The following is a 15,159-nucleotide window of genomic DNA, read 5'->3' on the forward strand; positions in this document are numbered from 1 at the left end:
GTACGCACAGGGCGACAAGCGTGACAGCGTGGAGGAGAAGCCTCTGTACAAGCCTGAGCACATTCTGCACATACGGAAGGAACGCGATGCGGGACGCATACCACGAGGAGCTTGACTCCATCGGTGACGGGCTGGTCGAGATGGCCAGGCTGGTCGGCTCGGCGATAGGCCGGGCCACCACCGCGCTGCTCGACGCGGACCTGAAAGTCGCGGAAAGCGTGATCGCCGCCGACGAGAAGGTGGACGACCTCCAGCGCGAGCTGGAGACCCGGGCGATCAACCTGCTCGCCCGCCAGCAGCCGGTGGCCACCGATCTGCGGATCGTCGTCACCAGCCTGCGGATGAGCGCGGACCTGGAGCGCTCGGGCGACCTCGCCCGCCACGTCGCGAAGCTCGCCAGGCTGCGCTTCCCCGTATCGGCCGTGCCGAACGACCTGCACAGCACCATCCTGGAGATGGGCCAGCTCGCGCAGCGCCTGATGGCCAAGGCCGCCGAGGTGATCATCACCAAGGACGTGGACGACGCGCTGCAGCTCGAAGCCGACGACGACCGTATGGACGAACTCCACCGCGCGCTCTTCCAGCACCTGCTGGACGACCGCTGGAAGCACGGCATCGAGACCGCGGTCGACGTCACCCTCGTCGGGCGCTACTACGAGCGCTTCGCCGACCACGCGGTCTCCGTCGCCAAGCGCGTCGTCTACCTCGTGACCGGTGAGCACGTCGGCGCGATGTCACCGGCCCCCACCGAGGTGGAGAGCGCGTAGCCGCCCGGGGGCGTGCGGGTGGTGCGCCGTTGGGCGTTATGCCCTCGTGCGCCCTTGATGCGCGGGAGGGCGTGGGCGTTCACTGGTGGTCAGCTGAGCCTGAGGAAGGTGCACCTGATGCCGGAGACCCCCACGCCCACGTCCGTACGCGATCAGCCGACACCCGATTCCAGCGACCCGCTGCGAATCCCGCTCCCCTTGGTCGCCGCCTGCGGCTGCGGTTCCGGCTGCGGCTGCGGCTGCCAGTCCGGTGGCGCCTGCCAGTGCGGGGGCTGAAGCCCTCCCCGCGCAGGGCCTGGACCCTGCCCGGCGCAGGCCCGAGCCTGCCGTACGCACACGTGCCCCCGGCCCGCGGACCGACCGCGGCCCGGGGGCACGTATGGAACGAAGGCTACTTCGTACGACGGGCCTTGCCGCACATGTGGGCCCCGCGGTCACGGGGGTCCGCGGTCACCGGGGGTCCGCGACCATGGCGGCTCCGCGGTCATCGGCGGTCCGTCGCCATCAGCGGTCCGTCGCCATCAGCGGTCCGCGACCGCCGACGGCTCGGGATCACCTGGGGCGCCACGATCGCCCGGGGTGCCCGGGGTGCCCGGGGTGCCCGGGACCGCGAGACCTTCGCAGATCGGCTGCCCGCGGTGGGCGTTGTAGTCGGCCTGGTCGGACGTGGTGAGGTAGACCGCGACGGCCGCGAGGACCAGCGCCGGCACCCCCAGCACCGCGAAGCCGAGGGCCAGTCCGCCCTGCCAGGTCCTCCGCCGCGCCCAGCCGCGGGCCCGCCCGTATCGGCGCAGCCCGACCTGGAGCGCCAGCGCCAGAGCGGCCGCGAAGAGGGCGCCGCAACTGGCGGCCCACATTCCCCAGGACAACGGAAGCCACGCGCAGCCGTCGGATATCCGGTCGATGCGGTCGTCCCCCATCGTGGCGGATATCCCGAACAGCACGAAGGCCGTCACCACCAGCGGCGGCACGGCCAGCGCGGTGCGCCGCCAGCCGCGCGACGGTGATTCGGCGGCGTGGTCGTCCTCGGAAGGACGGAGAAGCGTCTCGTCCATACGGATCCTGCCAATCGTCGCTGACCGGGTGCCGGATGCTGGGTGCCGGGTGCCGGGTGCCGGGACCAGAACAGGCGGGCCACGTAGGGCAACACGGCCCGGCGATATCCTGTCGTATGAATCACAGCTTCCGTTTCCTCCCACCTTGCGTCAGCGGAGAGGGAGGCCCCGCGGACGCGCCCTCGGCCGGAATCCCGCACGGATGACGGAGGGCGGGCGCCTGCCGAAGGCCGGGCGCCTGACGGAGGCCGGGCGCCTGACGAAGAGCGCCGGATGGCGAAGGCCGGCGACTGGCGACGGCCGGCGATGCCCGCCGCCCGGTAGGGTCCCCGGCAGGGGAAGCACGGGGGAAGGGGCCGGGGATGGCGACCGGGGTGGAGGACTTCGACCGTCGGCTCGAGCGGTACCGCCCGGAGCTGTTTGCCCACTGCTACCGCTTCCTCGGCTCGGTCCACGATGCGGAAGACCTGGTCCAGGAGACCTTCCTGCGGGCCTGGCGGGCCCGTGACCGCTACGACGAGAAGCGCAGCTCGCTGCGGACCTGGCTGTATCGCATCGCGACCAACGCCTGCCTCACCGCGCTGGAGAGCCGCAGTCGCAGACCGCTGCCGTCAGGAACGGTCGCCGACCGCCCGCCACTCGACCCCCTGGTCCACGGCGGCGAGGCCACCTGGCTGCAACCGATGCCCGACTCGCTGCTGCACCCGGCGGACTCGGCGGACTCGGCCGGCACGGGCCTGGACCGCGCAGGCCTGCGGCTGGCCTTCGTCGCCGCGATCCAGCACCTCTCCGCGCGGCAGCGCGCCGCCCTGATCCTGTGCGAGGTGCTCGCCTTCTCCGCCGCCGAGACCGCGAAGATACTCGACACGTCGACCGCCTCGGTCAACAGCTCGCTGCAACGGGCGCGCGCACGGCTGAACCGGGCAGGCGTCCTGGAGGACCAGGTCGGCGAACCCTCGCAGGCGGAGCAGCGGGCCTGCGTCGAGCGCTACATGAAGGCATTCGAGAACGCCGACATCGAAGGGCTGAAGCGGCTGCTCGCCGAAGACGTCCTCATGGAGATGCCGCCGATGCTCAACTGGTTCGTCGGCCGGGACAACTACGCCCGGTTCATGGGCTGGGTCTTCGCCGCGGCCGGCACCCGGTGGCGCCTGGTGCCCGTCGCGGCGAACGGCCAGCCGGGCTTCGCCGCGTACAACCTCGGCGAGAGCGGGGCCTACGAGCTGCACACGCTCCAGGTCTTCACCGTCACCGCCGCCGGCATCAGCAGGAACACCGTCTTCCGGGACGACGAGATATTCGCCTGCTTCGGCCTGGCTCCCACGATCGAGGCCTGACGGCGGCTCGCCGGGCCGGCGCCGACCCGGCCGTGGCGGCTGCTCCCGGGCGGTCGGCCGAGGTCCCGGGAAAAGTCCGCAGCGGCGCGATGAGTTCGGGAAGGGCCGCCGGTATGTACCCGTGGAGCCGCACTCGGCTCCCGGTGCGTCGCAGCCATGCGACGACCCGCCGCAGTACGACCAGGCGAGGAAATACCGTGACTGCCAACCAGACGCGCACAGCCGACGAGACGGCCATCCTTCAGGTGCTTGGCGGTGTCTACGCCGCGTGGGACGCCCATGACGCCGACGCGTTCGTGGCCGACTACACCGAGGACGCCAGCGCGATCCTGCCCGGGTCCTACCGGGCGTCCCGCGAGGAGGTCCGCCAGAGCATGCGGACCGGCTTCGACAGTTACCTGAAGGGCTCCACCACCCGCAACAAGGTGCTCGCCCTCCGCTTCCTCAACGACGACGCCGCCGTCGTGGTCAGCGAGTCGACCGTCCTCTTCCCGGGCGACACCGAGGCGCCCGCCGACCGCCAGGGGCTCGCGACCTGGGTCCTGACCAGGCAGGACGGCAGGTGGCTGCTCGCGGCTTACCAGAACTCCCCCGCCGCCGCGCCCACGGCCTGATCCCCGCCCCGCGGGCTGCCCGGACCCCGATCCCGCATCGGCTCCGTGCAGCCCCCGGCTGCGCGGCCGGGGTCGAACCTCGGGCGCTCCTACACTGCGGGCATGGCTGAGGTCCCCGAATTCGGAGCGATGCTGGCCTCGTTGCTGGGGCGCAGAGAGGTCCGCGTGCGGGACGTGGCCGCGAGCGCCCGGCTGAACGCGGACGGGATCCGGGCCGTGCTGTCAGGCGAGAGCCCCAGCACGGAACTGGTCCGGCGGCTCGCATCGGCATTGGGCTTCCACGCGGTCGACCTCCTGATCCTCGCGGGGCTCGAAGTACCGTCAGACCTGGAGCCGTTGGACCCGGCAGCAGAGCTCTGGGTGCCCCGCATCGTCACGGAGGCGGTTCACCTGAAAGCCGCAGGACGAGGCGAGGTTCTGCACCTCGTACGCTCCCTGCCCCAGGAGGAGCGGACCGGGGTCTTCGTCCCGCAGCGACTTCACCCCCTCTCCAGCGCCCCGGGCAACCGGATCATCCGCATGCTCAGGTATCGGAACCTGAGTTGGTCGGGTTTGGCCAAGACCATGGCGGTCCTGACTCCCACCTACCTGGCGGCTTCGACGTTCGGCAGGATCGGCGCCGACCGCAAAGAGCTGACTCCCCGCCTGGTGATCGACTTCTCGGCGCTGCTGGGGATCGAGGCCGGGGAACTGGCTGCGATGACAGGTGTCGTCCTCCCTGGGATCCCACCGCCCCCGCCACCCGAAGCCCAGGACGCGGCGGCTCTGCTGTGGGAGGCACGCCGGCTTTCCGCAGAACAGGCGGAATATGTGGCTGCGTTGGCACGGTCCATGCGCGGGGACTCCCGCAACGGCTACACGCTCAACCTGCCCGGATCATGACCGGGGGTGACGCCGGACGGCCGGATGGCGCGGATGGGGCTCAGTCGCCGGAAGAGCCGAAGAACCCGACACGGGTGCCCTCATCCCCATGAACTCCTCGTCCACCTAGCCCCTTTCCCCTGGTTGCCGCCCGGTTGCGGCCACGGTATTGGCCAGCTCTGACAACCGATGATCGGCATGAAGGTCGAGCGCCCCCTTCCTGGCCCGCAGGCTTCGGCCACCTTTCGCCTAGGCTTCGCCGCATGGGGGTCAGTGACTGGGGCGGTGTCCGGGAGCGGGTCGAAGCACTCGCCCGGGAAGATCGATCACGAAGGGTCTTCGGCGCCTGGGACGCTTACGGCGCTCGCGGCCACCACTTCCGGCTCGCCGATCCACTGTCCGAGGCGGACGTCAGTGAGGCGGAAGCCCAGTGGGGCGTTTCCCTGCCGGAGGGCTACCGCGGCTTTCTCCTCGAAGTCGGCGCGGGCGGTGCCGGGCCCGGCTACGGACTCAGCACCCTGGGGCGGGTCGCCACCGGTTGGCTCTGGGACGACACCGGTGGTGCCGGCACGCGGCACGACCGGTTGCGGCACCCGTGCCCTTCAGCCGAGCACAGTTCGCGGAGGCAAGCCGAGCACGCCGGCCGAGAACCCGACGAGTCCGCGTTCGAGGACGAAGACGCGTATGCGAATGCCTATCGGGCGTGGCTCGAAGAGGACGACGCCCTCTTCACGTGGTCGACGTCCGGTGCAGTGAACCTGAGTCATGAGGGTTGCGGCTACTGCTACTGGCTGATCGTCTCCGGTCCGGAGCGCGGTCGCATGTGGCACGACGGGCGCCCAGGAGACGGCACCTTCTCTCCCCTGGGTACCCCTGGCACGCCTGTCGGCTTCCTGGACTGGTACCTGGACTGGGTCGAGAAGTCCGAAGCAGCGGCGCGGCGCCCTCGCTAGCAACTCGACCAGGCTCCCAGACCCTCCGGCGGCGGGACCAGGCGTGGCGGTCGCTGACGTCTGCCGGGCCTGTCAGCCCATTCCAGAGGTCGATCGGGCTGGCGAAGCTCAGGGAGGTCGCTGTACTTCGCTGCTGCACCCCGCTCAGGGCAGTCCCGCTTGGATCATGATCCCGTTCGTCGGCCTTCACCGGGTCATGTGGCTTCTGTAGAGTCACCTGACTCAACGATCACGGGGGGATTTCATGTTCAAGTCCTCAGCTCGGGGCGCGGCTGTTGTCGCCTTAGCGCTGGCCGCGCTCACTGTCTCTTGCAGTACGACGCCGAAGGCCGATACCCAGGCCAGCGCCTCGGGTCTACCGGGCAGCGCACCATCTTCGTCGGCGGAACCCACGATCTCCGCCGAGAAAGTCCGCGACGCCTTCGCCGGGCTCCAGGCGACCCTGAATGACTCGTGCACCCCGGGCAACTGCGCCTACTTCCTGGGGCGGGTGTACGACGAACTTCAAAGGATGGACCGGGCCATGAAGGCGGACCCGAAAGGGCCCGGACACTTTTCCGAGCCGATCGACCTGATCAAGAAGCTCGACGCGGAGGTTGACGGCGGCCAGTCCTCGGCTCCTTTGGAGAACCATCAGACGTTGCTGATCAGCACTCGCGACAAGATCAACATCTGGATGCAGGGCCATCCCGACGACTATCGCTGACGCACCTACCCGCTCCGCTCTGCACCAGGGACGTGCAGAATTGGCCCGACTCCCTTCACCCCCCGCTTTCGAAGATCATTTCTGGGCGGTCGTCGAGGGCGAGCATCGTGCGCGATGCGCCGTGATTGACTGCCCGAACGCCCCGTGGGAATCTCCTCGTGATCTTGGACCTCCTTGCCTCAGGGGAGACATGCCGTTCTTCAAAGCCGTCCTGTTCGACTGGGTGGGAACGCTCATCGTCCCCAAGTGGGGTCCTGCCGAGGGACGTCCGAGAGGTGCCTCGTGGATAGAGCGCTCGATGCGGCAGCTCGGACGTGATGCGTCGGAACTGCAGGTGCGGCGCATCAGCTCGGCGCTGAGTACGGCGAGCAGGCGGCCGGACGTCCAGCAAGGCTGGTTCCAGGCTGATGCATCTGCGGAGTCGCACCGCCAGGGCTACAACCACTGGGTGAACGCTGCTGGTATCGACTCCGCGTTGGCTCAGGAGATGTACGCGGCGTTGTCCGACCCCACCGACGCTCGTTTTGCCGCCGACGCCAAGCCTACTTTCAGGACCCTGAAGGCAGCGGGGTTGAAGTTGGCGGTTGTCAGCGACATCCACTTCGATCTCCGCCCGGCTTTCGTCAAGAATGACCTCGGCGGGTACATCGACCATTTCGTGCTCTCGTTCGAGCATGGCGTCTGCAAGCCTGATCCCGCTGTTTTCCGCCTTGCCCTGGACGCGCTCGGGGTGCGGTCCTGCGAGGCACTGATGGTCGGCGACCGCTCCGGCTACGACGGCGCCGCTGTTGAAGCCGGGGTAGCGACCCTGCTCGTGCCGCCGCTGACACAGGCCTCCCAGACACGGCTACACCTCGTATCCGCAGCCTGCGGCATCTCCTCCCCCTGACGGCTCCGCCCTCAGACCGGTCTTCCATACCCAGGGCAGCCGCTGACCGGAGGCAGGGCATTCCCCTCAACCGGAGGCAGACGAGATGTCCTTGGTAGGGCGGGGCTCAGTGAAAGAGCATGTCCAGAACTGCCAGGAGCCCACCGCCGGCTCCTGAGAGCGAAACTGCCCCCTTCCCGCGGAGAAAACCGCAGGTCGGGGGCGCTTCGGCGAAGAAGGGCTACTTCTTGCCCTGGTTCTTCACTGCCTCGATCGCCGCCGCGGCAGCGTCCGGGTCGAGGTAGCGGCCGCCCGGGGTGACGGGGCGGAAGTCGGAGTCGAGGTCGTAGGCGAGGGGGATGCCGGTGGGGATGTTCAGGCCGGCGATGTCCGCGTCGGAGACGCCGTCGAGGTGCTTGACCAGGGCGCGCAGGGAGTTGCCGTGGGCGGCGACCAGGACGGTGCGGCCGGTCAGCAGGTCGGGGACGATGCCGTCGTACCAGTAGGGAAGCATCCGGACGACGACGTCCTTGAGGCATTCGGTGCGCGGCCGCAGCTCCGGCGGGATCGTCGCGTAGCGCGGGTCGTCGCTCTGGGAGAACTCGGCGCCGTCCTCGAGGGGCGGCGGCGGGGTGTCGTAGGAGCGGCGCCACAGCATGAACTGCTCCTCGCCGAATTCGGCGAGGGTCTGCGCCTTGTCCTTGCCCTGGAGCGCGCCGTAGTGCCGCTCGTTGAGCCGCCAGGTGCGGTTCACGGGGATCCAGTGGCGGTCGGCGGCCTCCAGCGCGAGCTGCGCGGTGCGGATCGCGCGCTTCTGGAGTGAGGTGTGCACCACATCGGGGAGCAGTCCGGCGTCCTTGAGCAGCTCTCCGCCGCGCACCGCCTCCTTCTCGCCCTTGTCGTTGAGATCCACGTCCACCCAGCCGGTGAACAGGTTCTTCGCGTTCCACTCGCTCTCGCCGTGGCGGAGCAGGATCAGCTTGTACGCAGCAGCAGCCATGTCTCCGAGCCTAATCGAAATGCCGTGGCGCCTCACGACCGGCCTCGGTAATATGCGCGAAGCATCAGTGACTCTTACCAAGAACGAGGGGGAGCCGTGGCGGCGATCGGCCGAGCGGTACGCGAGACGACCGGCGGCTTGCCCCGACAGTTCTGGTGGTTGTGGACAAGCACGCTGGTCAACCGGCTCGGCGGCTTCGTCGTCACCTTCCTCGCCCTCTATCTCACCGTGCAGCGCGGCTACTCCGCCGCCTACGCCGGTCTGGTCGCGGCCCTGTTCGGGCTCGGCGGCGCCGCGGGGGCGGTGCTCGGCGGGGTGCTCGCCGACCGGGTCGGCCGCCGCGCGACGCTGCTCGCGGCCCAGCTCGGCGCGGCCGTCACCACCGCGGTGCTCGGATTCGTGACGGGCCCGGTCGCGATCGCCGCCGTGGCCACCCTGGTCGGGCTGACCGGCAACGCCTCACGGCCCGCGCTTTCCGCCATGATCGCCGACCTGGTGCCGGCCGCGGACCGGGTCCGCGCCTTCTCCCTGAACTACTGGGCGATCAACATCGGCTTCGGCGTCTCGGCCGCGGCGGCCGGCTTCATCGCCGCGGAGGGCTACCTGTGGCTCTTCCTCGGCGACGCCTTCACCACCGTGCTGTGCGCGCTGGTGGTCTACGCGAAGGCACCGGAGACCATGCCGGCCGGCCCGGTGCGCGCCCCGGCGGAAGACGGCGCGAAGGCGGCCGCCGCCAGGGACACCACCCTCTTCGACGTCATGCGGGACCGCCGCTTCATGGCGCTGGCGGGGCTGACCTTCCTGTTCGCCGCGGTGATGCAGCAGGCCAGCTCCACCCTCGCCGTCGACATGGGGCAGCACGGCTTGAGCGCCCGCCAGTTCGGCCTGGTCGCCGCCGTCAACGGCGTGGTGATCGTGCTGCTCCAGATCCCGGTCACCCGCGCTCTGCGCGCCCGCAGCAGCGCCGTCCTGCTCGCCGCCGGCTCCCTCGTGCTGGCGTGGGGCATCGGCCTGACGGTCTTCGCCACCTCGGTCGCCGTCTACGCGCTGACCGTGGTGATCTGGACGCTAGGCGAGATCGTGCACGCGCCCGCCTCGATGTCCGTGGTCGCCGACCTCGCTCCCGCGCACGCGCGCGGCCGCTACCAGGGGATGTTCACCCTCGCCTGGTCCGCGGCGGCCTTCGCGGGACCGCTGGCCGGCGGCCTGACCCTCCAGTATCTCGGCCGCGACACCGTCTGGCTGGGCTGCGCGGTGCTCGGCACGGTGGCAGGCGTCGGCTACTACCTGCTGCTCCGGCCGCGCACCGCCACGCTCGCGCCGGCGGTCGTGCGGGAGGCCGGCCAGGACCTGCCGGTCGCCTGAGCCTGTCCGGCCGATCGCCGTAGCGACGCGTCACTGCGGCGAGGTCAGGGCGCGAAGTACCAGCAGTACAGGCCGAGGTGTCTCTCCACACGGCTGCCGGCCAGGGCTGACACACCTTCGACGAGGCCAACCGCGTAGTCCGGCGAGATTTCGTCGTTCGGTTCCGAGACGGCCTCGGCCCATGTGAGAGCGGCACCTCGGAGCCGATCCCTTCCTGCGGTGGCCAGAGCCGTGCACAGTTGCTCCGGGACAGCAAAGACGGTGAATCCGTCATTCGCCAGGGGCAGTACGGCTCGGAGTGTGCTCTCGGCGCCCGTCAGCTGGGCTTCCCACCTCCCGACCGCGTCATCCGGGTAGATGCCGTCGCACGGGACGGCCGGGAAATCGTGGCCACGGTGGGGACCCACTCGCAGGGCGGACTCATCGTCCCTCGCAAGGAAGAATTCACCTACGCGCACCATCCGCCGATCTTCGCATCCCAGGGCCGCTCACTCGTACGACTGCTGGAGGCCGTCGGGCGCCGACCGTACCCGCAGCCGGACCCCCGGCCCCAGCCGCCCTCCGGGCCGGACCGGGCAGCCCCCGATCCCCCCGCCCCCGCGGGCCGGGCCGCCCCGACCTGGCCGCCCGGCCCCAGCCGCCCCCCGGGCCGGGCCGGTGGGCCGCCCCCCGAGACCGGCCCGCCCCGCCCCGCCCCGGCAGGGCCACCTCACGGCAGCAGGCGCCGCTGCGCCTCGTAGAGGTTGGGCGGTGGGACGCCGGGGGTGCCGTAGGACTCCAGGCGGGAGTCGAGCGGGCCCGTGAAGTCCGGGACGTCGATCTGGCCGGACGGGCTGACCGGGGAGATGGCGACGGTCGCGCTGCGCGGTGCCACGTCGTCGATGCGGACGCAGCCGGCCCGGCCGTTGGTGACGGTGACGTTCCAGTGGGTGAAGCGGGCGCCGTAGAGGGGGCCGGCGGAGGCGTCGCCGCCGTGCTGGCCGTCGTTGGTGACGGTGATGTCGGTGCGGACGCAGGCGAAGGGCATGCCGCGGTGGGTGTCGAAGGTGCCCATCGCCATCCGGCCGCGGGACCAGACGTTGTACGACGACAGGCCCTCGACGTTGATCCCGTGCAACTGGGTGCCGGCCGGGGCCGGGACGGTCCGCTGGTCGATGGTGAAGTCCTCGAAGAGGTTGTCGTGCGAGCCCTCGCGGCAGGCGTACGGGTGGTGGCTGCCGCGGCCCGAGACCCGGGTGCGGCGGAAGGTGGTGGCCTTGGCGGCGACCATGAGGAAGCCGTTGTCGACGTCGACGGCGTGCACGTCGTCGACCCAGCAGTCCCAGGTGCACTGCGCGGCAAGGCCGTTCCAGCCCTTGTCGAGCAGGTGCGGGGACTGCGGGGTGGGCGTCATGCGGATGGTCAGGCCCTCGACGCCGGAGTTGACCAGCGGCTCGACGAGGGTGGTGATCCGGGGCTGCCACTGCGCCCTGGTGTCGAGCGGCAGCGGCCGGTCGAAGGTGACCTGCCGTCCGTGGACCGCGGTGATCCTGGCCGGCCACTCGTAGGGGACGTAGGAGAGGAGTTTGGTCTTGTCCGACCACTCGTACGAGGCCGCGCCCTCGATGTCGCCCGCCATGTGGGCGAGCAGCCCGTGCCCGGGGTCGTCGGTGTACTGCACCAGCACGCGGTCGCCGCGGCGCAGCCGGGCGGGGTCGTCGACGGTGACGCTGTGGCCGCCCTGCGGGGTCTGCCCGGTGATGCGGGCCAGTTCGGTGTATTCGTCGCGGGTGTTGCCGGTCCAGCCTTCGAAGGGCCAGGCGGTGGCGCGGATCGCGTCGGTGAGGGTGCGGTAGCGGTCGGCGGGGCACATCCAGACCAGGCCGCCCGCCCAGGACCAGGACGACTTGTCGCCGCCGTAGCGGCTGCCGTAGGGGCCGATCAGGTCGGTGAGCGAGGCGGTGGCGTGGAGGGTGGTCGCGCCGCTGCCGGCGCCGCGCAGGGTGGTGTTGCTCCAGCCGACGGTGATGACGTCGTCGATGCGGTAGGTGCCGGGCGGCAGCAGGACGGTGCCGCCGCCGGACTCGCCGACCTCGCGCAGGGCCCGGTTGATGGCGGGCGCGGAGTCGGTGCTGCCGTCGGGGCGGGCGCCGTGGTGCAGGGCGTTGGCGCGGACCGGGTGCCGGGGGAAGCAGGGGTTGCCGCCCTCGAAGCCGGCCAGGGCGACGTAGGGGATCTGCGGGTGGGTGTAGGGGGTGGCGCGGAATTCCGCCCACAGGCCCGCGGGCTGGTGGGCCGGCCGGACCGCGTCCCCGTCCGCGGTCCGGCCGGCGGACTGGTCGGCCGCTGTGGCCGGGGTGCCGATCGCCGCCGTCGCGGCGGCTGCGGAGGCCACCTGGACGCCGCCGCTGAGCAGTCTCCTGCGACTGACCACGATCATCCGCCTTCCACGTATCTGAACAACATTCAGATGTGCGACGGGCCTGAGGGTGCCACGAACCCCGATCCGCTGGGAAGACCCGGGACCGAGGTAAACGGTTACGTCAGTCGTCCTCGCTGGTCAGATGCGTGAACGCGGCCAGATTCCGAGTGGACTCGCCGCGCGACACCCGCCAGGCATACTCCTTGCGGATCGCGGTGGCGAACCCGAGTTCGAGCAGGACGTTGAAGGACCCGTCGGCATTCTCGACGACGGCGCCGAGCAGCCGGTCGACCTCCGCAGGGGTGACCGCGGCCAGCGGGAGCCGCCCGCTCAGATAGACGTCGCCGTGGCTGTCGATGCCGTAGGCGACACCGTAGAGGCGCAGGTTGCGCTCCAGCAGCCAGCGGTAGAAGGCCTGGTGGTTCTCGTCGGGGCGGCGGACGACGAAGGCGTTCAGCGACAGGGTGTGGCGGCCGACGATCAGCTGGCAGGTGGTGGACAGCTTGCGGGTGCCGGGCAGTTGGGTCACGTACGTGCCGGGGCGCGGCGACTCGCAGGGCAGGTCCGCCTCGCGCAGGACCTGCTCGATGACCCGCCCGGCGGCCGCGACCGCGTCCGCCGGCGCCGCCTCGCGCCCGTCGGGGGCGGCACCCGGGTCGGAATCGTCACGGTCCGCCGCCGGAAACGCCGCCCGCGCAGGGCCTTCGTGCTCCGCCTCAGCCATGCGCCGATCGTAGGCGACGCCGGTGCTCGAACTGCGCTGCCGCGTACACGTCGGCGGTGTCGGCGGCCGACGCGTCCCAGCCGAAGGCCCGTGCGTGCACGGCCGCCGCGTCGCCCAGCGTGGCGCCGAGTCGCGGGTGGTCGACGAAGCGGCGCAGCACCCGGGCGTAGTCGCGCGGGTCGTGCCCCGGCACGAGGAAGCCGGTGCGCTCGTCGGACACCGCGACCGGCAGCCCGCCGACCGCCGCCGCCACCACAGGGGTGCCGCAGGCCTGCGCCTCGATCGCGACCAGGCCGAAGGACTCGCTGTACGACGGCATGACCAGGACGGTCGCCGCCCGGTACCAGTCGGCCAGCAGCTCCTGGTCCACCGGCGGCTGGAAGCGTACGACGTCGGACACGCCGAGCCGGGCGGCCAGCTTGTGCAGCGCCTCCGGCTTGGCCAGGCCCGTACCGCTCGGGCCGCCGACCACCGGCACGACAAGCCGGTCGCGCAGCCCCGGGTCCTCCTCCAGCAGTACGGCGATCGCGCGGAGCAGCACGTCGGGGGCCTTGAGCGGCTGTATCCGGCCGGCGAACAGCGGGATCAGCGCGTCCTGCGGCAGGCCGAGCCTGGCACGGGCGGCGGCGCGGCCCCGGCCGGGCCTGAAGCGTTCGAGGTTGACGCCGGGGTGGACGACGGCGACCTTGCCCGGGGCGGCGGCGTAGTGCCGGACCAGCTCGTCCGCCTCCTCCTCCGTGTTGGCGATCAGCCGGTCGGCCGCGGCCACCACCTGGGTCTCGCCGATGACGCGGGCGATCGGCTCGGGCGCGTCGTTCTCGGCGAGGGCGGCGTTCTTGACCTTGGCCATGGTGTGCATGGCGTGCACCAGCGGTACGCCCCAGCGCTCGGCGGCCAGCCAGCCGACGTGGCCGGACAGCCAGTAGTGCGAGTGGACCAGGTCGTAGTGCCCGGGGCGCTGCGTCGCCCAGGCCCGCATCAGGCCGTGGGTGAAGGCGCACAGCTGGGCGGGCAGCTCCTCCTTGGCCAGGCCCTCGTACGGCCCCGCGTCCACGTGCCGGACCAGCACGCCGGGGGCCAGCTCCACGCAGGGCGGCCGGCCGCCGCTGGTGGACCTGGTGAAGATCTCGACCTCGATGTCGCGGTCGGCGAGGCGCTTGGCCAGCTCGACGATGTACACGTTCATACCGCCGGCGTCGCCGGTGCCGGGCTGGTGCAGCGGCGAGGTGTGCACGCTCAGCATGGCGACCCTGCGCACCCTGCGCCCGCCGCCCCACCTACGGTGCGGCCGGTAGGCGGCGGCAGCCGCACCGGCAGCGTCGCGCAGCCCGCTGAACCGCGACGTGTGCTGGGTCACCTTCGTTCCTTCCGGCAGCCGTACCCCCGCGCTCAACCACGGGGAACATCGGAGGAACGCGTTCCATTTCCGGCTTTGCCGAAGCGTGATGAAATCGCTTGACAGTGCGGCGCCCGGGGCGTCCTCCGCCCGCCGTGCCCGCGGTGCCGCCTCAGCGGGGGGCGAGCGCCTCCCACGCCACCGTGACCTCGCCCTGCCGCCAGCGCGCCGGGCCGTCGGCCACCGGCCAGCCGTCCGCCCGCAGCGCGCGGACCGCCGCGATCCAGCGCTGCCGCGCGCCCAGCGCGGACAGCGGCGCCGCCGCGGCCCAGGCCCGGTCGAAGGCGGTGAGGAACGCGTGCACCGGCTCCCCCGGCACATTGCGGTGGATCAGCGCCTTCGGCAGCCGCTCCGCCAGGTCGGAGGGGCGGTGCAGGGAACCGAGCCGGGTGGCGAAGGTGACCGTGCGCGGCCCTTCTGGGCCGAGCGCGACCCACACGTGCCGCCGCCCGATCTCGTCGCAGGTGCCCTCGACGAGCAGCCCGCCGGGCGCGAGCCGGGCGGTGAGCCGCCGCCAGACGGCGGGGACCTCGTCTTCCGGGTACTGGCGCAGCACATTGGCGGCCCTGATCAGTGCGGGCCTGCGGCCGTCCGGCAGCGGGACCTCGAAGCCGCCGCGAACGAAGCGGAGCCCGTCGCGGACATAGGGGAGGGCGGCGGCCACCCGGTCCTGGTCGATCTCGACGCCGACGACCTCCGCGTCGGGGCGCACCCGGCGCAGCCGGTCGAGCAGCTCGACCGCGGTCCAGGGCGCGGCGCCGTAGCCGAGGTCCACCGCGAGGGGGTCTGCCGACTGCCGCAGCCGCGGGCCGTGCGTGGCGGCGATCCAGCGGTCCATCCGGCGCAGCCGGTTCGGGTTGGTCGTCCCCCTGGTCACCACCCCGACCGCCCGCACACCGCCCATGCGGCGAGGGTACCCGGCCGCCGGGCGGCTCCCCGGACACCACGGAAACCACACAAAAGGATGACTTCGGGGCCATTCCTTTCGCAGTGCGCCTATTCGCGCATTCCGCTCCCGGCAGGTCCGCGAAAAGGCCGGACCATGCGCACGGTTGCAGTGCGGGAGCGTGATGTGTGTCATGTGCGGATCCCCACATCGAGGGTGAAATCCC

The 15,159-nt window shown here is 71.4% G+C and carries 14 protein-coding genes; 8 read left to right on the plus strand and 6 right to left on the minus strand.

The annotated features are described in order from the left end of the window. The first annotated feature begins 86 nt into the window (after nucleotides 1–86). On the plus strand, nucleotides 87–767 hold the full coding sequence (gene phoU, locus ACGFMP_RS31050) for a phosphate signaling complex protein PhoU (RefSeq protein ID WP_393676577.1): 681 nt from the start codon (nucleotides 87–89) through the stop codon (nucleotides 765–767). A 521-nt stretch (nucleotides 768–1,288) separates the two neighbouring features. On the opposite strand, the gene ACGFMP_RS31055 is transcribed toward phoU, so the two are convergent. After that, complete coding sequence (locus ACGFMP_RS31055; protein ID WP_393676579.1) at nucleotides 1,289–1,822, minus strand: hypothetical protein; 534 nt, start codon at nucleotides 1,820–1,822, stop codon at nucleotides 1,289–1,291. 362 nt (nucleotides 1,823–2,184) lie between these two features. Here ACGFMP_RS31055 and ACGFMP_RS31060 point away from each other — a divergent pair, with 362 nt between their 5' ends. The 6 genes from ACGFMP_RS31060 to ACGFMP_RS31085 all read left to right on the plus strand — a co-directional run bounded on the left by ACGFMP_RS31060 (nucleotide 2,185) and on the right by ACGFMP_RS31085 (nucleotide 7,182). Continuing rightward, on the plus strand, nucleotides 2,185–3,159 hold the full coding sequence (locus ACGFMP_RS31060; protein WP_393676580.1) for a sigma-70 family RNA polymerase sigma factor: 975 nt from the start codon (nucleotides 2,185–2,187) through the stop codon (nucleotides 3,157–3,159). Between the two features lie 197 nt (nucleotides 3,160–3,356). After that, complete coding sequence (locus ACGFMP_RS31065) at nucleotides 3,357–3,773, plus strand: SgcJ/EcaC family oxidoreductase (protein WP_393676582.1); 417 nt, start codon at nucleotides 3,357–3,359, stop codon at nucleotides 3,771–3,773. A gap of 102 nt (nucleotides 3,774–3,875) precedes the next feature. Further along, nucleotides 3,876–4,655 (plus strand): hypothetical protein, encoded by a 780-nt coding sequence (locus tag ACGFMP_RS31070; RefSeq protein ID WP_393676584.1) that lies wholly within the window; start codon nucleotides 3,876–3,878, stop codon nucleotides 4,653–4,655. Nucleotides 4,656–4,897: 242 nt separating this feature from the next. Further along, nucleotides 4,898–5,587, plus strand: coding sequence for an SMI1/KNR4 family protein (locus ACGFMP_RS31075; protein WP_393676586.1), 690 nt, complete (start codon nucleotides 4,898–4,900; stop codon nucleotides 5,585–5,587). A 244-nt stretch (nucleotides 5,588–5,831) separates the two neighbouring features. Continuing rightward, complete coding sequence (locus tag ACGFMP_RS31080) at nucleotides 5,832–6,293, plus strand: hypothetical protein (protein WP_393676588.1); 462 nt, start codon at nucleotides 5,832–5,834, stop codon at nucleotides 6,291–6,293. Between the two features lie 190 nt (nucleotides 6,294–6,483). Further along, entirely contained in the window at nucleotides 6,484–7,182 is a 699-nt protein-coding gene (locus ACGFMP_RS31085) for an HAD family hydrolase (protein ID WP_393676590.1), read from the plus strand. A 220-nt stretch (nucleotides 7,183–7,402) separates the two neighbouring features. On the opposite strand, the gene ACGFMP_RS31090 is transcribed toward ACGFMP_RS31085, so the two are convergent. Further along, the gene (locus ACGFMP_RS31090) at nucleotides 7,403–8,161 is read right to left on the minus strand and encodes a phosphoglyceromutase (RefSeq protein WP_393676592.1); all 759 of its coding nucleotides are present in this window, start codon (nucleotides 8,159–8,161) and stop codon (nucleotides 7,403–7,405) included. Between the two features lie 159 nt (nucleotides 8,162–8,320). On the opposite strand from ACGFMP_RS31090, the gene ACGFMP_RS31095 reads away from it, so the two are divergent. Continuing rightward, nucleotides 8,321–9,526, plus strand: coding sequence for an MDR family MFS transporter (locus ACGFMP_RS31095; RefSeq protein WP_393676594.1), 1,206 nt, complete (start codon nucleotides 8,321–8,323; stop codon nucleotides 9,524–9,526). 709 nt (nucleotides 9,527–10,235) lie between these two features. On the opposite strand, the gene ACGFMP_RS31100 is transcribed toward ACGFMP_RS31095, so the two are convergent. The 4 genes from ACGFMP_RS31100 to ACGFMP_RS31115 form a co-directional block, all read right to left on the minus strand. After that, nucleotides 10,236–11,945 carry a glycosyl hydrolase family 28-related protein gene (locus ACGFMP_RS31100; protein WP_393676596.1) on the minus strand — a complete coding sequence of 570 codons (1,710 nt, stop codon included), beginning with the start codon at nucleotides 11,943–11,945 and terminating at the stop codon, nucleotides 10,236–10,238. A gap of 103 nt (nucleotides 11,946–12,048) precedes the next feature. Further along, nucleotides 12,049–12,651, minus strand: a complete 603-nt coding sequence (locus ACGFMP_RS31105) for a YbjN domain-containing protein (protein WP_393676597.1) — start codon at nucleotides 12,649–12,651, stop codon at nucleotides 12,049–12,051. After that, entirely contained in the window at nucleotides 12,644–14,008 is a 1,365-nt protein-coding gene (gene mshA, locus ACGFMP_RS31110; RefSeq protein WP_393676599.1) for a D-inositol-3-phosphate glycosyltransferase, read from the minus strand. The genes ACGFMP_RS31105 and mshA overlap by 8 nt, the downstream gene beginning before the upstream one ends. 151 nt (nucleotides 14,009–14,159) lie before the next feature. Further along, a complete protein-coding gene (locus ACGFMP_RS31115; protein WP_393676601.1) occupies nucleotides 14,160–14,951 on the minus strand; it encodes a class I SAM-dependent methyltransferase in 792 nt (263 codons plus the stop codon). Between the last annotated feature and the right edge of the window lie 208 nt (nucleotides 14,952–15,159).

Origin of the sequence: Streptomyces sp. NPDC049040 (assembly GCF_043197715.1) — a bacterium.
In the GTDB taxonomy this organism is placed as follows: domain Bacteria; phylum Actinomycetota; class Actinomycetes; order Streptomycetales; family Streptomycetaceae; genus Actinacidiphila.

Coding starts and splice junctions, on each gene's coding strand:
- phoU (WP_393676577.1), top strand. CDS start 87: ATGCGGGACGCATACCACGAGGAGCTTGACTCCATCGGTGACGGGCTG.
- ACGFMP_RS31055 (WP_393676579.1), bottom strand. CDS start 1,822: ATGGACGAGACGCTTCTCCGTCCTTCCGAGGACGACCACGCCGCCGAA.
- ACGFMP_RS31060 (WP_393676580.1), top strand. CDS start 2,185: ATGGCGACCGGGGTGGAGGACTTCGACCGTCGGCTCGAGCGGTACCGC.
- ACGFMP_RS31070 (WP_393676584.1), top strand. CDS start 3,876: ATGGCTGAGGTCCCCGAATTCGGAGCGATGCTGGCCTCGTTGCTGGGG.
- ACGFMP_RS31075 (WP_393676586.1), top strand. CDS start 4,898: ATGGGGGTCAGTGACTGGGGCGGTGTCCGGGAGCGGGTCGAAGCACTC.
- ACGFMP_RS31080 (WP_393676588.1), top strand. CDS start 5,832: ATGTTCAAGTCCTCAGCTCGGGGCGCGGCTGTTGTCGCCTTAGCGCTG.
- ACGFMP_RS31085 (WP_393676590.1), top strand. CDS start 6,484: ATGCCGTTCTTCAAAGCCGTCCTGTTCGACTGGGTGGGAACGCTCATC.
- ACGFMP_RS31090 (WP_393676592.1), bottom strand. CDS start 8,161: ATGGCTGCTGCTGCGTACAAGCTGATCCTGCTCCGCCACGGCGAGAGC.
- ACGFMP_RS31100 (WP_393676596.1), bottom strand. CDS start 11,945: ATGATCGTGGTCAGTCGCAGGAGACTGCTCAGCGGCGGCGTCCAGGTG.
- ACGFMP_RS31105 (WP_393676597.1), bottom strand. CDS start 12,651: ATGGCTGAGGCGGAGCACGAAGGCCCTGCGCGGGCGGCGTTTCCGGCG.
- ACGFMP_RS31115 (WP_393676601.1), bottom strand. CDS start 14,951: ATGGGCGGTGTGCGGGCGGTCGGGGTGGTGACCAGGGGGACGACCAAC.